Consider the following 16,984-nt stretch of genomic DNA (forward strand, 5'->3'; position numbering starts at 1 on the left):
CTTACGCGCTCAGCAGCTGCTTCATATCGTCTTCAACGTTGGTCACGGAACGCAGACCGAATTTCTCGTTCAGCACGGCCAGCAGGTCCGGCGTCAGGAAGCCTGGCGCGGTCGGTCCGGTCACGATGTTGGTGACGCCAAGAGAGAGCAGGGTCAGCAGAATGACAATCGCCTTCTGCTCAAACCATGACAGCACCAGCGACAGCGGCAGGTCGTTCACGCCGCAGCCCAGTTTCTCCGCCAGGGTGACCGCCAGAATGATGGCCGAGTAAGCATCGTTACACTGGCCCGCATCGATCAGGCGCGGCAGACCTTCGATGTCGCCGAAATCCAGCTTGTTGAAACGGTATTTGCCACACGCCAGGGTCAGGATCAGGCAGTCTTCCGGCACGCGGGTGGCGAAATCGGTGAAATAGTTACGCTCGCCGCGCGCGCCGTCGCAGCCGCCGACGAGGAAGATGTGGCGCAGCTTTTCACGGCTGACGAGATCGATCAGCGAATCAGCGGCACCCAGCAGGGTTTTACGACCAAATCCGACGGTGATGAGATGTGGGATCTCGGTGTACGGGAAGCCCGCCATCTGCTGCGCCTGGGCGATAACCGGACCGAAATCGTCACCTTCAAGATGGCTCACGCCCGGCCAGCCGACGATGCTGCGGGTCCAGATGCGGTCATCGTACGCGCCGACGGTCGGGTCGATGATGCAGTTAGAGGTCATCACGATAGGGCCAGGGAAGCGGGCGAACTCCACCTGCTGGTTCTGCCAGCCGCTGCCGTAGTTACCGATCAGATGCTTAAATTTACGCAGTTCCGGGTAGCCGTGTGCCGGCAGCATTTCGCCGTGGGTATAAACGTTAACGCCGGTGCCTTCGGTTTGCTTCAGCAGGTTGTAGAGATCTTTCAGGTCGTGACCGGAAATCAGAATGCACTTGCCTTCGGTTGCCTTGACGTTGACCTGCGTCGGCGTCGGGTGGCCGTAGGTGCTGGTTTCACCGGCGTCAAGAATGCTCATCACGCGGAAGTTCATCTGGCCGATTTCCATTGAGCATTCCAGCAGGGCATTCATATCGGCAGGCCAGGTACCCAGCCACGCCATGATTTTGTGGTACTGGGCGTAAATCTCATTGTCGTACTGACCCAGAACTTGCGCGTGTTCCATATAGGCCGCAGCGCCTTTCAGGCCGTACAGGCACAGCAGGCGCAGGCCGAGAATGTTCTCGCCAATCGCCGCTTTGTCTTTATTCGGGGTGAACTCTGCCGCCTGACGCTGGAGGTCGCCGAGATCGTCGCTGACCAGCTGCAGTTCAGACATCGGGTTTTCCACGCGGGCGCTGGCGTCCGCCTTCAGGCACTGGGCTTTCAGCGCTTCACGCAGGGCAATCGCTTCGCGGGCATAGCCGACAATGCGCGGAGAGTCGAAGTTAACGTTGGTCAGCGTGGAGAAGAAGGCGCGCGGGGCGAAGCTGTCGACGTAGTGGTCGACAATGCCGTATTCGCGGGCTTTGAACGCCCATGCGGAAAGGCCTTGCAGGGCGGCAATCAGCAGGTCCTGCAGGTCAGATGTTTCTGCGGTTTTGCCGCACATACCCTGTGCGTAAGAGCAGCCATTGCCTGCCGGGGTACGGATGGTTTGTTCACATTGCACACAAAACATAATCACACCTGTTAAAGTTATATTTAATATACATGTTTAAGGTTATGCCTGTGCCAGAACGGAGAAAAGGGCTTTCTGCTACAAAATAGAGGGAGATTGATTTAGCGCAATTTTGGCGGCAGGAAACCTACCGCCAAAGAAGTATCAGGCAGAGAAGAAGGCCATCAGGACCGGAACCAGCAGGCTTAAAATAAAGCCGTGCACGATAGCCGCGGGAACCATCTCCAGCCCTCCTGAGCGTTGTAGTACCGGCAGGGTAAAGTCCATCGACGTTGCGCCGCACAGGCCCAGCGCGGTAGAGCGACTGCGGCGAACCAGGCTCGGGATCAGCATGATGGCAATCAGCTCGCGCGCCAGATCGTTAAAGAAGGCGGCGCTGCCGATCACCGGGCCGAATGATTCGGTCAGCAGAATACCGGAGAGGGAGTACCAGCCAAAACCGGATGCCATCGCCAGGCCGGTTTTCAGCGGCAGATCGAGAATAAAGGCGTTGATGACGCCCGCCACCATTGAACTGGCGACAACCATAACGGCAACCATCATCCCCCGACGGTTCAGGACAATTTGTTTCAGCGTCATGCCATTATTTCGTAGCTGAATACCAATCAGGAACAGCAGGAAGATCAGCGTATATTCACTGGCCTCTGTCGCGTGCTGTAAAAATGCCCAACCTGTCAGCCCAAGAAGAAAACCGATCACCACGACGCCGCATAATTTTAATGATTCAAGCGCCATTGCAATTCGAGAAGGGAGCTTTTCCTGATGATGGTGATTTTTCCATGGAATAGTGCGTTCCAGCCACACCAGCGCGGCAATATTGCACAGCAAAATAACCACCACGGTGACGACAGAATAATGGAGGATGGAGAGTAAATTCGCCGACAGGTTGTCCAGAAATGCCAGGCTAATCCCCATAAAGAAAAGAATAACGTAGACAATCCAGCTCAGGAATCGATTAATGAGCCTTAATGCGGATTCACGATGCAGCGGAATAAGATAGCCCACGATCAAGGGCAGCAAAATGATGAGGAGTCCTGAAAACATGAACAGCCGGTCCTTTTGAGTATCGGTTAAGCGCCAGTGACACTACCCAATAAAGGCTGTTCAGTAAAGCGGCAAAAGAAAGCCGGGTGGCGGCTACGCCTTACCCGGCTTGTGTCTATGTGGGGTGTGCGGCCTGTGGCCCTCACCGTGGCCCTCTCCCACGGGGAGAGGGAGGGAAAGATTAATCGCGTTTTTCCAGCAGGGTGCGATACAGCACGCCACCCAGGATACCGCCGATAATTGGCATCACCCAGAACAGCCACAGCTGCTCAAGCGCCCAGCCGCCCTGGAAGATGGCGACGGCGGTGCTGCGTGCCGGGTTAACGGAGGTGTTGGTGACCGGAATAGAAATCAGGTGGATAAGCGTCAGCGCCAGACCAATGGCAATCGGGGCAAAACCGGCTGGCGCGTGTTTGTCCGTTGCGCCGTGGATCACCAGCAGGAAGCCGGCGGTCAGCACGATTTCAATCACGATGGCAGACAGCATGGAGTAACCGCCCGGAGAGTGTTCGCCGAAGCCGTTAGAGGCAAAGCCGCTGGCCGCCGCGTCGAAGCCGGCTTTACCGCTGGCAATCACGTACAGAACGCCCGCCGCAATAATACCGCCAACTACCTGCGCCACAATGTAGCCAATTACGTCTTTCGCCGGGAAACGGCCGCCCGCCCATAAACCTAACGTCACTGCCGGGTTAAAATGACCGCCGGAAATATGTCCCACGGCAAATGCCATGGTTAATACGGTTAAACCAAACGCCAGCGCGACGCCGACAAAACCGATACCTAATTCCGGGAATGCTGCTGCCAGAACGGCGCTACCGCAGCCACCAAATACCAGCCAGAATGTACCAAAGCATTCTGCTGCCAATTTTCTAAACATAACCACCTCAAATAATTATCCGCACGCATTCCCGCGCACGGGATATATCGCCATAAAGGGATGACGACTCAAAGAGCCCGTATTTTAAAAACCAACAACACCCCTTCGCCACTTAAATAAATTCGATTAATTTGATTTAAGGCAATGTGATGTCAATCCTTGTTCAAATCAGCGGTAAATAGAGCATAGACCAATTTGCGGGCGGTAGTATCTTGTGAGATGCGGGTTATTTCAAATGAAACCTGATGGATAAATTCTGAATTTTTCGTGCTTCCGCCAGGATATGGAGTCGGATTGCAGTGTCAAGCCCGTCTGCATCCCGCTATACTGCTGATTACTTGAAGGAAAAAGTGATCATATCGCGGGGGATTTATGCTTCTCGAACGTGTGGAAATTGTCGGGTTTCGCGGTATTAACCGCCTGTCGCTGCAGCTGGAGCAGAACAACGTCCTGATCGGCGAGAACGCGTGGGGTAAGTCCAGCCTGCTGGATGCATTGACGCTACTGCTTTCGCCCGAAGACGATCTGTATCACTTCGTTCGCGACGATTTCTGGTTTCCGCCCGGCGACGTAACGGGGCGCGAGAAGCACCTGCATATCATCCTGACGTTCCGCGAATCCGAGCCCGGACGTCACCGCGTGCGTCGCTTCCGCCCGCTGTCACCCTGCTGGGTGCCGTGCGACGACGGTTTCCACCGGATTTTCTATCGGCTTGAAGGCGAGATGGCGGAGAACGAGGGGGTACTCACCCTGCGTGATTTTCTCGATGAGAAAGCCAACCCGATCCCGCTCGACAATATCGACGATCTTGCCCGCCACCTGATCCGCCTGACGCCGGTGTTACGCCTGCGCGATGCGCGCTTTATGCGGCGTATTCGTAACGGAACCGTACCCAATATGCCGGAAGTTGAAGTCACCGCCCGCGAGCTGGATTTTCTGGCCAGAGAGCTGGTGTCGCGTCCGCAGAATCTGACCGATGGTCAAATTCGTCAGGGGTTGTCCGCAATGGTGCAACTCCTGGAGCACTATTTTTGCGAGCAGGGAACCTCGGAGTCGCGCCACCGTCTGATGCGCCGCCGCTCTCATGATGAGCAGCGAAGCTGGCGTTATCTCGACATCATTAACCGGATGATCGACCGGCCCGGCGGCCGTACCCATCGGGTGATTTTGCTGGGTCTGTTTTCAACGCTTCTGCAGGCCAAAGGCACCGTTCGTCTTGACCGGGACGCCCGGCCTCTGCTGCTGGTGGAAGACCCGGAAACGCGCCTGCATCCCATCATGCTCTCCGTGGCATGGCATCTGCTGAATCTGCTGCCGCTCCAGCGCATTACGACCACCAATTCCGGAGAGTTATTATCGCTGACGCCGGTTGAACACGTCTGTCGCCTGGTGCGTGAATCCTCCCGCGTCTCCGCTTTCCGGCTTGGGCCGGGCGGTTTGAATGCGGAAGACGGGCGGCGCATCGCGTTTCATATTCGCTTTAACCGGGCGTCGTCGCTCTTTGCCCGCTGCTGGCTGCTGGTGGAGGGGGAAACGGAAACCTGGGTCATCAACGAGCTGGCGCGCCAGTGCGGCCACCATTTTGATGCGGAAGGCATTAAGGTAATCGAATTCGCCCAGTCGGGATTAAAGCCGCTGATAAAATTCGCCCGCCGGATGGGGATCGAGTGGCACGTTCTGGTAGACGGTGATGAGGCGGGTAAAAAATATGCCTCGACCGTGCGGAGCCTGCTGAATAACGAGCGCGAGGAAGAGCGCGACCATTTAACCATGCTCCCCGCGATGGACATGGAACACTTTATGTATCGTCAGGGGTTCGACGACGTCTTCCACCGCATTGCCATGGTGCCGGTCGATGTCCCGATGAACATGCGGCGGGTGATCGCCAAAGCCATTCACCGTTCGTCAAAACCGGATTTAGCCATTGAAGTGGCGACGGAAGCGGGCAGGCGGGGCGTGGAGGCGGTACCGACCCTGCTGCGGAAGATGTTCTCCCGCGTGCTGTGGCTGGCACGCGGGAAAGCGGATTAGCGTTGGGTCGCCTGTTTCATCTGCTGAATCAGGCTATCCAGCAGCGCGTAGCGGCGGCGATATTCGGAGCGTTTTTTGCTGGCGATCTCTTCCATCGGTTTACGCGGCATGACGAGTGGCAGCATAAAATTACCGTTATCCTGCTTTTCACCGCCGATGGAGAGCCAGAAACTGTCGTAATCGGCCAACAATTTGCCCTCTTTTTTCTTGCGGTAGCGCCAGCTGCGATAAATATGGGTATCGTTACTGACGGCGACAATCTGCTCTACCGGGAACGCGGCGCCGAGCGTCATGGCGGCCTCGACCAGCAGACGTTTCGGGAACAGGCCGTGGCAGGCTTTCGTCGCTCCCTGGATCAGCTCATGGGGAACATGCGCTTTTGCGCCCTGCAAGCCGCCAATGAACAGCGTCGATTTTCCCTCAAACTGGCATAGCGTAAAGGTCATCTCCGCCAGCGCCGTATTTTGACTGTCACAGAAAACGAGGGTAGCTTCTCCCTCTTTATCCATAAACGCGTCGGCACACAGGCGGACGGTAAATTGCTGTTCATCTTTTCCGGTTAAGGTCAGCAGAGTCACGCCCTGCTTTGAAAGGTAACCCTTTGTCAGCGTCGCCGGCAGCTGGCGGCACATCATCTGATAGTGCCAGGACAGCGCTTCCAGCACACGCTGTCGATCCATATTGACCGTTAACCACGGACGATGAAGGCGGCAGGGCAGCCCAGGCTGAACCTGGAGCATTTGCATCAGGTACGGATGTTTCGCAAGATCAGACAGCAGTCGAGCGGTGCTGAGCGGTGTCGCCAGTGAGCGCAGCATGAACTTGCGTCGATAGGCGGGTTTTTCCCATGCCAGCCCGGGTGCGATCTCACCGAAAGCCAGGTTTTTGAAGAGCTGCCAGCCGGATTTTGGCTGCGGCAGGTTTGAAAGTGATGTATCGACGATAGAAGACATGGTAGATCCTGATCCTTTTGGAATATCGCTATTTCAGCAGGAGAAATGTCAACATCTCGTAAACAAATTAGGACGATTTCGGAGAACAGGGCTTTCGTTGAAGAGTCGTTTAGTTAGAATCAACGCTTATCATTGCCAGAACATTTATTTGGAATATTTATGAACCTCAAGGGAAAACGCAGAACGCTGTTTCTGCTGCTGGCGGTCGTGGTTTTAGCCGGTGGGTACTGGCTATGGCAGGTGCTGAATGCGCCGGCGCCGCAGTATCAGACGCTGATTGTTCGCCCGGGCGAACTGCAGCAAAACGTCCTCGCGACGGGCAAGCTTGACGCTTTGCGCAAGGTTGACGTCGGGGCGCAGGTCAGCGGCCAGCTGAAAACGCTGTCGGTTGAGATTGGCGACAAGGTGAAAAAAGGCCAGCTGCTCGGCGTTATCGATCCTGAGCAGGCTGAGAACCAGATCCGCGAGGTGGAAGCCACGCTGATGGAGCTGCGCGCGCAGCGTGCCCAGGCGCTGGCAGAACGTAACCTGGCTCAGGTAACGTTGACCCGTCAGCAGGCGCTGGCCAAAACCCAGGCTATTTCGAAACAGGATTTAGATACTGCCGCCACTGAACTGGCGGTGAAACAGGCGCAAACTGGCACGATTGACGCGCAGATCAAACGCAATCAGGCCTCGCTGGATACGGCAAAAACCAACCTCGACTACACCAAAATCGTCGCGCCAATGGCGGGTGAAGTGACCCAGATCACCACGCTGCAGGGCCAGACGGTGATTGCCGCGCAGCAGGCGCCGAACATTCTGACCCTGGCGGACATGAGCACCATGCTGGTCAAAGCCCAGGTCTCAGAGGCGGATGTGATCCATCTTAAGCCGGGGCAGAACGCCTGGTTTACGGTGCTTGGCGACCCGCAGACGCGCTACGAAGGCGTGCTTAAAGACATTCTGCCGACGCCGGAGAAAGTTAACGACGCTATCTTCTACTATGCCCGCTTTGAGGTGCCAAACCCGCAGGGCGTGCTGCGTCTGGACATGACCGCACAGGTGCATATCCAGCTGACCGGCGTGAAGAACGTGCTGACCATTCCGCTCTCTGCGCTCGGCGAGTCCGCCGGTGATAGTCGTTATAAAGTGAAAGTGCTGCGCAACGGCGAAACGCGCGAGCGCGAGGTCGTGATCGGCACGCGCAACGACACCGACGTGGTGGTGGTGAAAGGACTGGAAGAGGGCGAGGAGGTTGTTGTCAGCGAAACCCTGCCCGGAGCCGCTAAATGACGGCGCTGCTTGAGCTAAATAACATTCGTCGCAGCTATCCGTCAGGCGACGGCCCGGTGGAGGTGCTGAAGGGCATCTCCCTGCGCGTGGAGGCGGGCGAGATGGTGGCGATTGTCGGCGCGTCGGGTTCCGGTAAATCGACGCTGATGAACATTCTCGGCTGTCTGGATAAACCGACCAGCGGGACCTATCGCGTGGCCGGGACGGATGTCTCCACGCTGGACGGCGACGCGCTGGCGAAGCTGCGCCGGGAACACTTCGGCTTTATCTTCCAGCGTTACCATCTGCTTTCTCACCTTAACGCGGCCCAGAACGTGGAAGTGCCCGCGGTGTATGCGGGCGTCGAACGGAAAAAGCGCCTTGAGCGCGCGCAGATGCTGTTAACGCGTCTGGGGCTGGCGGAGCGGGTGGAGTACCAGCCGTCGCAGCTGTCCGGCGGCCAGCAGCAGCGCGTGAGTATTGCCCGGGCACTGATGAACGGCGGGCAGGTGATCCTCGCGGATGAACCGACCGGCGCGCTCGACAGCCACTCCGGCGAAGAGGTGATGGCGATCCTGCACCAGCTTCGCGATCGGGGGCACACCGTCATTATCGTGACCCACGATCCGCAGGTGGCGGCGCAGGCGGAGCGAATCATTGAGATCCACGACGGCGAGCTGGTCAGCAATCCACCGCCGCGTGAGTCCAGGGCTGCGGCGCCGAAAGAAGCGCTACCGGCATCAACCGGCTGGGGACAGTTCTCCAGCGGCTTTCGCGAAGCGCTTACCATGGCCTGGCTGGCGATGGCGGCTAACAAAATGCGCACCCTGCTGACGATGCTCGGCATCATTATCGGTATCGCCTCGGTGGTATCGATCGTGGTGGTGGGCGACGCGGCCAAGCAGCTGGTGCTGGCCGATATCCGCGCCATCGGCACTAATACCATTGACGTCTATCCGGGCAAAGATTTTGGTGACGACGAGCCGCAGTATCAACAGGCGCTGAAGTATGACGATCTGGCGGCAATTCAGAAGCAGCCGTGGGTGAACTCCGCCACGCCTGCGGTTTCGCAGAACCTGCGTCTGCGCGTGGGGAATGTTGACGTGGCCGCCAGCGCGAACGGCGTGAGCGGGGACTATTTCAACGTCTACGGCATGACCTTCAGCGAAGGCGCCACCTTCAACGCCGAGCAGCTGGCGGGCAGGGCGCAGGTGGTGGTGCTGGACGCGAACTCGCGCAGGCAGCTCTTCCCCAATAAAGCCAGCGTGGTAGGCGAAGTGATCCTGGTCGGCAACATGCCTGCCACGGTCATCGGCGTGGCGGAAGAGAAGCAGTCGATGTTTGGCAGCAGCAAGATCCTGCGCGTCTGGCTGCCCTATACCACCATCTCCGGGCGGATTATGGGGCAGTCATGGCTCAACTCCATCACCGTGCGCGTGAAGGAGGGCTACGACAGCGCGCTGGCCGAACAGCAGCTTGAACGGCTGTTAACCCTGCGCCACGGGAAGAAAGATTTCTTCACCTGGAATATGGACGGCCTCTTGAAAACGGCGGAAAAGACCACACGTACTCTTCAGCTGTTTCTCACGCTGGTGGCGGTGATCTCGCTGGTCGTCGGCGGCATCGGGGTGATGAATATCATGCTGGTGTCGGTCACCGAGCGCACGCGAGAGATCGGTATTCGCATGGCGGTCGGCGCCCGGGCCAGCGATGTGCTGCAGCAGTTTTTGATTGAGGCGGTTCTGGTGTGTCTGGTCGGCGGGGCGATGGGCATTGCGCTCTCGATGATGATCGCGTTTGCGCTCCAGCTCTTTTTACCCGGCTGGGAGATTGGCTTCTCGCCGGTTGCCATTATCACCGCGTTTTTGTGTTCGACCTTTACCGGCATTTTGTTTGGCTGGTTGCCCGCCCGCAACGCGGCGCGGCTGGATCCGGTGGACGCGCTGGCTCGGGAATAACCCGAAAATAAAAATGCCAGCCGATCGGGCTGGCATTTTGACTGCGGGATGTACACAATAAAACAGAGAGCTATGCAACCGTCTCTGCTTCAACGGGTACGATTAGGCTTGCATGATTGCCTTTTGGTCCCTGATGTACATCGAACCGGACGGACTGCCCGGCTTTGAGCGTTCTGTAACCATCCATCTGAATGGTGGAATAGTGAGCGAAGATATCCTCGCCGCCGCCTTCGGGGCAGATGAAGCCAAACCCTTTGGCGTTGTTGAACCACTTAACAGTACCCATTTCCATGCTTCGACATCCTTCGTAAATCTTATAAGTTAAGATGGAATGAACCGGTGGTGGAGTGGGGGCTGTTCAAAACCTCGCCATCTCACGCTTGTACAATTTAGAGAAACGAAAGAAGTCGTCAAGCGTTTGGCGCTGGAGATGGGACAATAATCAACCAAAGTTTGAAGCAGTTAACGCTATTGCAACAGTTTGTGACAGACATCGCGGATGACAGTAATAGATGATTGTTATCTAACATCTGAGGTAGATTCAAAGTGGTTATGCATAATGGGTAAGACCAACGATTGGCTGGATTTCGACCAGCTGGCGGAAGACAAAGTGCGCGACGCGCTAAAACCGCCATCTATGTATAAAGTTATGTTAATGAACGATGATTACACGCCGATGGAATTTGTTATTGACGTGCTACAAAAGTTCTTTTCTTATGATGTAGAACGTGCAACGCAACTGATGCTTACCGTTCATTATCGTGGCAAAGCTATCTGCGGCATCTTCACAGCCGAAGTGGCGGAAACCAAAGTGGCGATGGTGAACGACTATGCGAGGGAGAACGAGCATCCGTTGCTGTGTACGCTGGAAAAGGCCTGATAAGGCATAAAATTGGGGGAGGTGCCTATGCTCAATCAAGAACTGGAACTCAGTTTAAATATGGCTTTCGCCAGAGCGCGTGAGCACCGACATGAGTTTATGACCGTCGAGCATTTACTGCTCGCACTGCTTAGCAACCCATCTGCCCGCGAAGCGCTGGAAGCCTGCTCCGTGGATCTGGTGGCGCTACGTCAGGAACTCGAAGCCTTCATCGAACAAACCACACCGGTGCTGCCAGCCAGTGAAGAAGAGCGCGACACGCAGCCGACGCTCAGCTTCCAGCGCGTGCTGCAGCGCGCGGTATTCCACGTCCAGTCTTCCGGACGTAGCGAAGTGACTGGCGCAAACGTCTTAGTCGCCATCTTCAGCGAGCAGGAGTCACAGGCTGCCTACCTGCTGCGCAAACACGAAGTCAGCCGCCTCGACGTGGTTAACTTTATTTCTCACGGAACGCGCAAAGACGAGCCTAATCAGGCATCGGATTCCAGCAATCAGGTCAATAACAATGAAGAGCAAGCAGGCGGGGAGGATCGTATGGAAAACTTCACCACCAACCTTAACCAGCTTGCTCGCGTTGGCGGTATCGACCCGCTGATTGGTCGCGATAAAGAGCTGGAGCGCGCGATCCAGGTGCTGTGCCGTCGCCGCAAGAACAACCCGCTGCTGGTGGGTGAGTCAGGCGTGGGTAAAACCGCGATTGCCGAAGGGCTTGCCTGGCGCATTGTCCAGGGTGACGTGCCGGAAGTGATTGCCGACTGCACCATCTACTCGCTGGATATCGGCTCGCTGCTGGCGGGCACTAAATACCGCGGTGATTTTGAAAAACGCTTCAAGGCGCTGTTAAAACAGCTGGAGCAGGACACCAACAGCATCCTGTTTATCGATGAGATCCACACCATCATCGGCGCAGGTGCGGCCTCCGGTGGCCAGGTGGATGCCGCGAACCTGATCAAACCGCTGCTCTCCAGCGGCAAGATCCGCGTGATTGGCTCCACGACCTACCAGGAGTTCAGCAACATCTTTGAGAAAGACCGTGCGCTGGCGCGCCGCTTCCAGAAAATCGACGTGACCGAACCGTCCGTCGAGGAAACGGTGCAGATCATCAACGGCCTGAAGCCGAAGTACGAAGCGCACCACGACGTGCGTTACACCGCGAAAGCGGTCCGTGCGGCGGTGGAGCTGGCGGTGAAATACATCAATGACCGTCATCTGCCGGACAAGGCGATTGACGTGATTGATGAGGCGGGGGCGCGTGCGCGCCTGATGCCGGCCAGCAAGCGTAAGAAAACCGTTAACGTGGCGGATATCGAGTCCGTGGTTGCCCGCATCGCGCGTATCCCTGAGAAGAGCGTTTCTCAGAGCGACCGCGACACGCTGCGCACCCTCGGCAATCGCCTGAAAATGCTGGTCTTTGGTCAGGATAAAGCCATTGAGGCCTTAACCGAAGCGATCAAGATGGCCCGCGCCGGGCTGGGGCATGACCACAAGCCTGTCGGTTCCTTCCTGTTCGCTGGCCCAACCGGTGTGGGGAAAACCGAGGTGACGGTTCAGCTCTCCAAAGCGCTGGGCATTGAGCTGCTTCGCTTTGATATGTCCGAGTATATGGAGCGTCACACCGTCAGCCGTTTGATTGGTGCGCCTCCGGGCTACGTGGGCTTTGACCAGGGCGGCCTGCTCACCGACGCGGTGATCAAGCATCCGCACGCGGTACTGCTGCTCGATGAAATCGAGAAAGCGCACCCGGACGTGTTCAACATCCTGCTGCAGGTGATGGACAACGGGACGCTGACCGACAACAACGGGCGCAAGGCGGACTTCCGCAACGTGGTGCTGGTGATGACCACCAACGCCGGCGTGCGTGAAACCGAGCGTAAATCCATCGGCCTGATCCACCAGGATAACAGCACCGATGCGATGGAGGAGATCAAGAAGATCTTCACGCCGGAGTTCCGTAACCGTCTGGACAACATTATCTGGTTCGATCACCTGTCTACCGAGGTGATCCATCAGGTGGTGGACAAGTTCATCGTCGAACTGCAGGTTCAGCTGGATCAGAAAGGCGTGTCGCTGGAAGTGAGCCAGGAGGCCCGCAACTGGCTGGCCGAGAAAGGCTACGACCGAGCGATGGGTGCCCGTCCGATGGCGCGCGTGATTCAGGACAACCTGAAGAAACCGCTGGCGAACGAGCTGCTGTTTGGCTCGCTGGTGGACGGCGGTCAGGTGACCGTGGCGCTGGATCAGGCGAAAAACGAACTGACGTACGATTTCCAGAGCGCGGCGAAGCACAAGCCGGAAGCGGCTCACTGAGTGAGTTGAACGTTAATGTTAAAAACCGGGCTTTTGCCCGGTTTTTTTATGCCTGCCAAGGTAAAAGCAAAACGACAACAGTGTTGTCGTTTTTAGTGTTTTCTCCCTCTCCCTGTGGGAGAGGGTTGGGGTGAGGGCAACAGACCGCAGAGGAATTTTGCGAGGCGCTTTCCAGTTTCCTTCGAAGTCAATTGCTGGATAAAACCACAGTAATAAAATGGCGTCGCACCTGCAAAATCAGGTGCCGGGATTGGCGTCCTGATTACACACGAGAAATGATGTTGATACGTCAACTATCATCAGGTTCGTTCAGACTTTTGAAAGCTAGCGATATAATCGCAGACTCAATTATGGTGGGCTGAACCGGGGCTTCTTTTGAAGCGCCGATTTTCCCGTGTGGGTCGGTACGCCAAACCGGTTCAGTCTGCCGCCTGAGTTGGCGTTCGGGTGGAGATCTCATCATTTCACACGGAGTCATAATCAAATGGAACATAACAATCTTTCACCGCTTTATAGCGAACTCTCCCTCAACCCCGATCTCCCAACCCTTGCAGAGCGCTGCAAATTGCTCACCGAAATCCTCCTCGATTGCACATCACTCCCACAAACGCAGCCCATCTGTCGCTGCCTTGGGGCGTATCTGGAAGAAATGAAATCCGGCCTCACAGAGTCAATGCATGATTTTCAGGTGGTGGAATTTGAGGACGAAGCGGAACAACCGAGACAAAAAGAGTGGCTGCTTGAAGACACCGAAGCACAGTGTGATTACTGTCGGGCGTTAAACCACATACTGCTGGTATCGCATTTTGACCGCGATATGTTGCCGCACCTGACTGGGCTACTCCATAACATTACGCATTCGATGGCCGCAGATGTCGTTGCACCTCAAAGTGCAGAAACGGTAATTCACATTATTTCCTGACATCGATCCGAGGCGTCGGGGGAGTTGCTCTGACGCCAAATGGATTAATTCTCGGAAAAGTGGGTGTTACAGGAAGACGTTAATAACTTTTGATGACACTAAAAAAAAGTGCAGTTCGCCGCCGTACAGCTCGCGTTATGTGGCCCTTAACTGCCTGAATTTTCCTTCATCTGTTGGTTATAAATACAGCCAAGACCCACTAAATGCTGGCTCACTACCCGTGCCCCATAGTTATGACACTGTAATGACCATGGATGGGATTTCAGCCAGACAGCAAACGCAGTGCAGTATGCAAGTGAAATCAACGCGGGCTCCGCTGTACTTTGCTGTCCGGTCAGTAGGCCAATCATCTTGCATACCTCGCCATTATCCCAACGCTGCCACACATTTTTCCACCATCCCATTTTCCAGCTACCTGTAAGGCAAAATGCTTTGTCAGAGAGGTTGGCCTTTTCATTCTTTTCAGATACAAACCAAAGATCGGTTTTTCCAAGTCGGACTTCTGTTGACCAGGCAGTTATAGCCCCGCCGCGCAAAACGCACTCATGGGCGAGATAATGATCGGTTACACCCGGGAAGCGTCGTTTTAATCGCTGGAAATGACTGTGTATGGTAATGACAGGACGGACTATGCTTCCCCGGTCGTTTCGCTTAAGCTCGGCACTACCGTACTGAATTTCATCAAATTGACTCCGTTTAAGAAATTGCATTTCTTGCTCCCGAATAAGATCGGTATCGCTCGACGGTAGTATCGAAGAAGGGAAAGACTTAGAACCCTGATAGAGCAATGAATCACCTGCCTTCCAGTCGCAATAGTTGGTTGTTATTTGAATAATTTTGCCGGAGTCAGCATCGGCACTGATCACAACATACAGTTTCTGCCTGGTTGAATGACCCTGAAACGGTATAACCATTGTGGTCGTTGACACCCTTGTTAGCGCAGGGAGTGAAACATGCAGATCGCGCTCGAACCCGTTAACCGCTTGCGCAAGCACCCTTTGGTTTGTCGTTTCACCAGAGTGCACCCCTTGTTCGAGCTGGGAAAGAAGGGTGATATTTTTATTCAGGCCTACAGCATTGTCATAGTGTGGAGTAAATACATAACGGCAGGTACAACATTGAAAGCGGGGTGTTCTGGCTTTTGTGTATCCATAGCGAATGATGTGCGCTGTAAAACAGCGGGGACAACCTTGTCCTGTATTTCCTAATTTTCGTTGCATGAATTGACTGAACCACTCGTCACATTCTTTTGTATTAAACAGTGGAGGAAGACTGCCACATTTTTGACATTCAAGTGCTGCGTAGCCCAGACGATAAACAGGAAAAACATAATCACTCGCATCTGGTATTCCGAGATTTGGACATGACCAGCTTTTGCAAACATTGAGATCTATTTTTTGAGCGGATTCCATGTGCTTCACCAACTGATTCTGTTAGTCGTAAATTTTCGCGTCTCCCTTTTCCATATGTCGTGAGAAGGTTCACAAAATCTGTTTTTTGCTAATCGATAATGAAATTCTTTCTTTAATTCGAGAGTTAAAAATGAAAAAAACAGTAATCGCGGTTTTATTACTATCGGGATATGCTTCGCTAAGTCCAGCGCAGGACGTTACCGTCATTTATACCAATGACCTGCATGCACATGTTGAGCCCTATAAACTCCCTTATGTTGCAGAAGGTAAAAGAGCTGTCGGTGGCTTCGCAAATATTGCGACTTACGTTAAGCAAGAAAAGCAAAAAAATAAGGCTACTTTTTATTTCGATGCTGGAGATTACTTTACCGGTCCATACATTAGCAGCCTGACAAAAGGGCGGGCAATCATAGATATTATGAATACAATGTCATTTGATGCTGCGTCTGTCGGCAATCATGAGTTCGACCATGGTTGGGATAATACGCTGATACAGCTCAGTCAGGCTAAATTCCCGATACTGTTAGGTAACGTGTTTTATAAAAATAGCAATGTCCTTTTCTGGAATAAGCCGTATACAATCCTTGAAAAGGGTGGCGTTAAAATTGGGGTCATTGGGTTGCATGGCGTATTCGCTTTCGATGATACCGTTTCATCGTCAATGCGTCAGGGTATTGAAGCGCGTGACGAGGTGAAATATCTCCAGCGTTATTTGGATGAACTACGTGGAAAAGTAGATATAACCGTTGCACTCATTCATGAAGGTTTCCCTGCACGCCAGTCCAGTATCGGCAATACTGATGTCAAACGCGCCCTTGATAAGGATATCCAGACGGCGAAACAGGTGAAAGGACTGGATATTCTGATTACCGGACATGCGCATGTTGGGACGCCGGAGCCGCTTAAAGTAGATAACACGCTGGTGCTTTCGACTGATAGTGGTGGGATTGATATTGGTAAACTGGTCCTGGATGTGGATCTAAAAAAACATCACAACAAAATAAAAAGCTTCGAACTTAAAACCCTTTACGCTGATGAATGGAAACCCGATCCGGCAACTCAGAGTGTTATTGATAGCTGGAATAAAAAGCTCTCCGAAACGGTTCGCCAAAAAGTTGGAGAGACGCCTGTTACGCTTACGCGCGCCTACGGGGAATCATCTTCGCTGGGCAATTTATTTACCGATGCAATGCTTGCTGCTGCGCCTGATGCGCAACTCGCGCTCACTAATTCAGGTGGTCTGCGTGCTGATTTGAATGCCGGTCCGATAACCCTCGGCGATGTTATTAGCGCGTTCCCGTTTCCAAATGAGCTAACCATAATGGATTTGAAAGGGAAATCCTTACGAAATCTTATGGAGCACAGTGCATCACTCACTAACGGTGTTTTGCAGATGTCGAAAGGACTGGAGATGCGCTACGACCAACATAAACCTGTCGGGCAACGCGTTGTGCTACTTACGCTTAATGGCAAGCCAATTGTAGACTCTGATACCTATCGCGTAGCGACAAATAGTTTCCTTGCCCCTGGTGGTGATGGCTTTACTGCATTCATTGATGGTCAGAACAAACAGGTAAAAGGTGGATATAACCTTTCCAATGCGGTTATTGATTATCTGGTGAAAGGAAATAAGATCATTCCCCAACAGGTGAATGAGATGCGAGTAAAAGAAGTTACACAGTAATAATTAAC

The 16,984-nt window shown here is 54.3% G+C and carries 13 protein-coding genes; 7 read left to right on the forward strand and 6 right to left on the reverse strand.

Translation table 11 applies throughout. The features are described 5' to 3' along the window. Nucleotide 1 precedes the first annotated feature (1 nt). The 3 genes from hcp to aqpZ form a co-directional block, all read right to left on the reverse strand. On the reverse strand, nt 2-1,654 hold the full coding sequence (gene hcp / locus SPG90_RS02925; RefSeq protein WP_126302812.1) for a hydroxylamine reductase: 1,653 nt from the start codon (nt 1,652-1,654) through the stop codon (nt 2-4). A gap of 144 nt (nt 1,655-1,798) precedes the next feature. After that, nucleotides 1,799-2,698, reverse strand: coding sequence for a lysine exporter LysO family protein (locus tag SPG90_RS02930; RefSeq protein WP_126302811.1), 900 nt, complete (start codon nt 2,696-2,698; stop codon nt 1,799-1,801). Nucleotides 2,699-2,879: 181 nt separating this feature from the next. Then, nucleotides 2,880-3,575, reverse strand: coding sequence for an aquaporin Z (gene aqpZ / locus SPG90_RS02935; RefSeq protein WP_014883193.1), 696 nt, complete (start codon nt 3,573-3,575; stop codon nt 2,880-2,882). A 372-nt stretch (nt 3,576-3,947) separates the two neighbouring features. On the opposite strand from aqpZ, the gene SPG90_RS02940 reads away from it, so the two are divergent. Next, nucleotides 3,948-5,606 carry an ATP-dependent endonuclease gene (locus tag SPG90_RS02940; RefSeq protein ID WP_322407905.1) on the forward strand — a complete coding sequence of 553 codons (1,659 nt, stop codon included), beginning with the start codon at nt 3,948-3,950 and terminating at the stop codon, nt 5,604-5,606. On the opposite strand, the gene SPG90_RS02945 is transcribed toward SPG90_RS02940, so the two are convergent. After that, entirely contained in the window at nt 5,603-6,559 is a 957-nt protein-coding gene (locus tag SPG90_RS02945) for a VirK/YbjX family protein (RefSeq protein ID WP_045403608.1), read from the reverse strand. The two genes, SPG90_RS02940 and SPG90_RS02945, sit on opposite strands and share 4 nt — an antisense overlap. A gap of 159 nt (nt 6,560-6,718) precedes the next feature. Here SPG90_RS02945 and macA point away from each other — a divergent pair, with 159 nt between their 5' ends. Together macA and macB are read left to right on the forward strand one after the other, a co-directional pair. After that, on the forward strand, nt 6,719-7,834 hold the full coding sequence (gene macA / locus SPG90_RS02950; protein WP_322407906.1) for a macrolide transporter subunit MacA: 1,116 nt from the start codon (nt 6,719-6,721) through the stop codon (nt 7,832-7,834). Beyond that, nucleotides 7,831-9,771: a macrolide ABC transporter ATP-binding protein/permease MacB gene (gene macB, locus SPG90_RS02955; protein ID WP_045403603.1), complete on the forward strand. Its 1,941-nt coding sequence runs from the start codon at nt 7,831-7,833 to the stop codon at nt 9,769-9,771. Before macA ends, macB begins: the two co-directional genes overlap by 4 nt. A gap of 70 nt (nt 9,772-9,841) precedes the next feature. Here the strand turns inward: macB and cspD are convergent, their stop codons facing one another. After that, complete coding sequence (cspD, locus tag SPG90_RS02960; protein WP_006809408.1) at nt 9,842-10,063, reverse strand: cold shock-like protein CspD; 222 nt, start codon at nt 10,061-10,063, stop codon at nt 9,842-9,844. 267 nt (nt 10,064-10,330) lie between these two features. Here cspD and clpS point away from each other — a divergent pair, with 267 nt between their 5' ends. The 3 genes from clpS to SPG90_RS02975 all read left to right on the forward strand — a co-directional run bounded on the left by clpS (nt 10,331) and on the right by SPG90_RS02975 (nt 13,880). Next, complete coding sequence (gene clpS, locus SPG90_RS02965) at nt 10,331-10,651, forward strand: ATP-dependent Clp protease adapter ClpS (RefSeq protein WP_006174393.1); 321 nt, start codon at nt 10,331-10,333, stop codon at nt 10,649-10,651. Between the two features lie 27 nt (nt 10,652-10,678). Continuing rightward, nucleotides 10,679-12,958: an ATP-dependent Clp protease ATP-binding subunit ClpA gene (clpA, locus tag SPG90_RS02970; RefSeq protein WP_008499992.1), complete on the forward strand. Its 2,280-nt coding sequence runs from the start codon at nt 10,679-10,681 to the stop codon at nt 12,956-12,958. Between the two features lie 484 nt (nt 12,959-13,442). Then, the gene (locus SPG90_RS02975) at nt 13,443-13,880 is read left to right on the forward strand and encodes a hypothetical protein (RefSeq protein ID WP_126302807.1); all 438 of its coding nucleotides are present in this window, start codon (nt 13,443-13,445) and stop codon (nt 13,878-13,880) included. A gap of 146 nt (nt 13,881-14,026) precedes the next feature. Here the strand turns inward: SPG90_RS02975 and SPG90_RS02980 are convergent, their stop codons facing one another. Further along, entirely contained in the window at nt 14,027-15,292 is a 1,266-nt protein-coding gene (locus SPG90_RS02980) for an IS1 family transposase (protein WP_126302806.1), read from the reverse strand. A 130-nt stretch (nt 15,293-15,422) separates the two neighbouring features. On the opposite strand from SPG90_RS02980, the gene SPG90_RS02985 reads away from it, so the two are divergent. Continuing rightward, the gene (locus SPG90_RS02985; protein ID WP_126302805.1) at nt 15,423-16,976 is read left to right on the forward strand and encodes a bifunctional metallophosphatase/5'-nucleotidase; all 1,554 of its coding nucleotides are present in this window, start codon (nt 15,423-15,425) and stop codon (nt 16,974-16,976) included. Nucleotides 16,977-16,984: the final 8 nt, after the last annotated feature.

Origin of the sequence: Enterobacter sp. D2 (genome assembly GCF_034427575.1) — a bacterium.
Taxonomy (GTDB): Bacteria; Pseudomonadota; Gammaproteobacteria; order Enterobacterales; family Enterobacteriaceae; genus Enterobacter; species Enterobacter cloacae_M.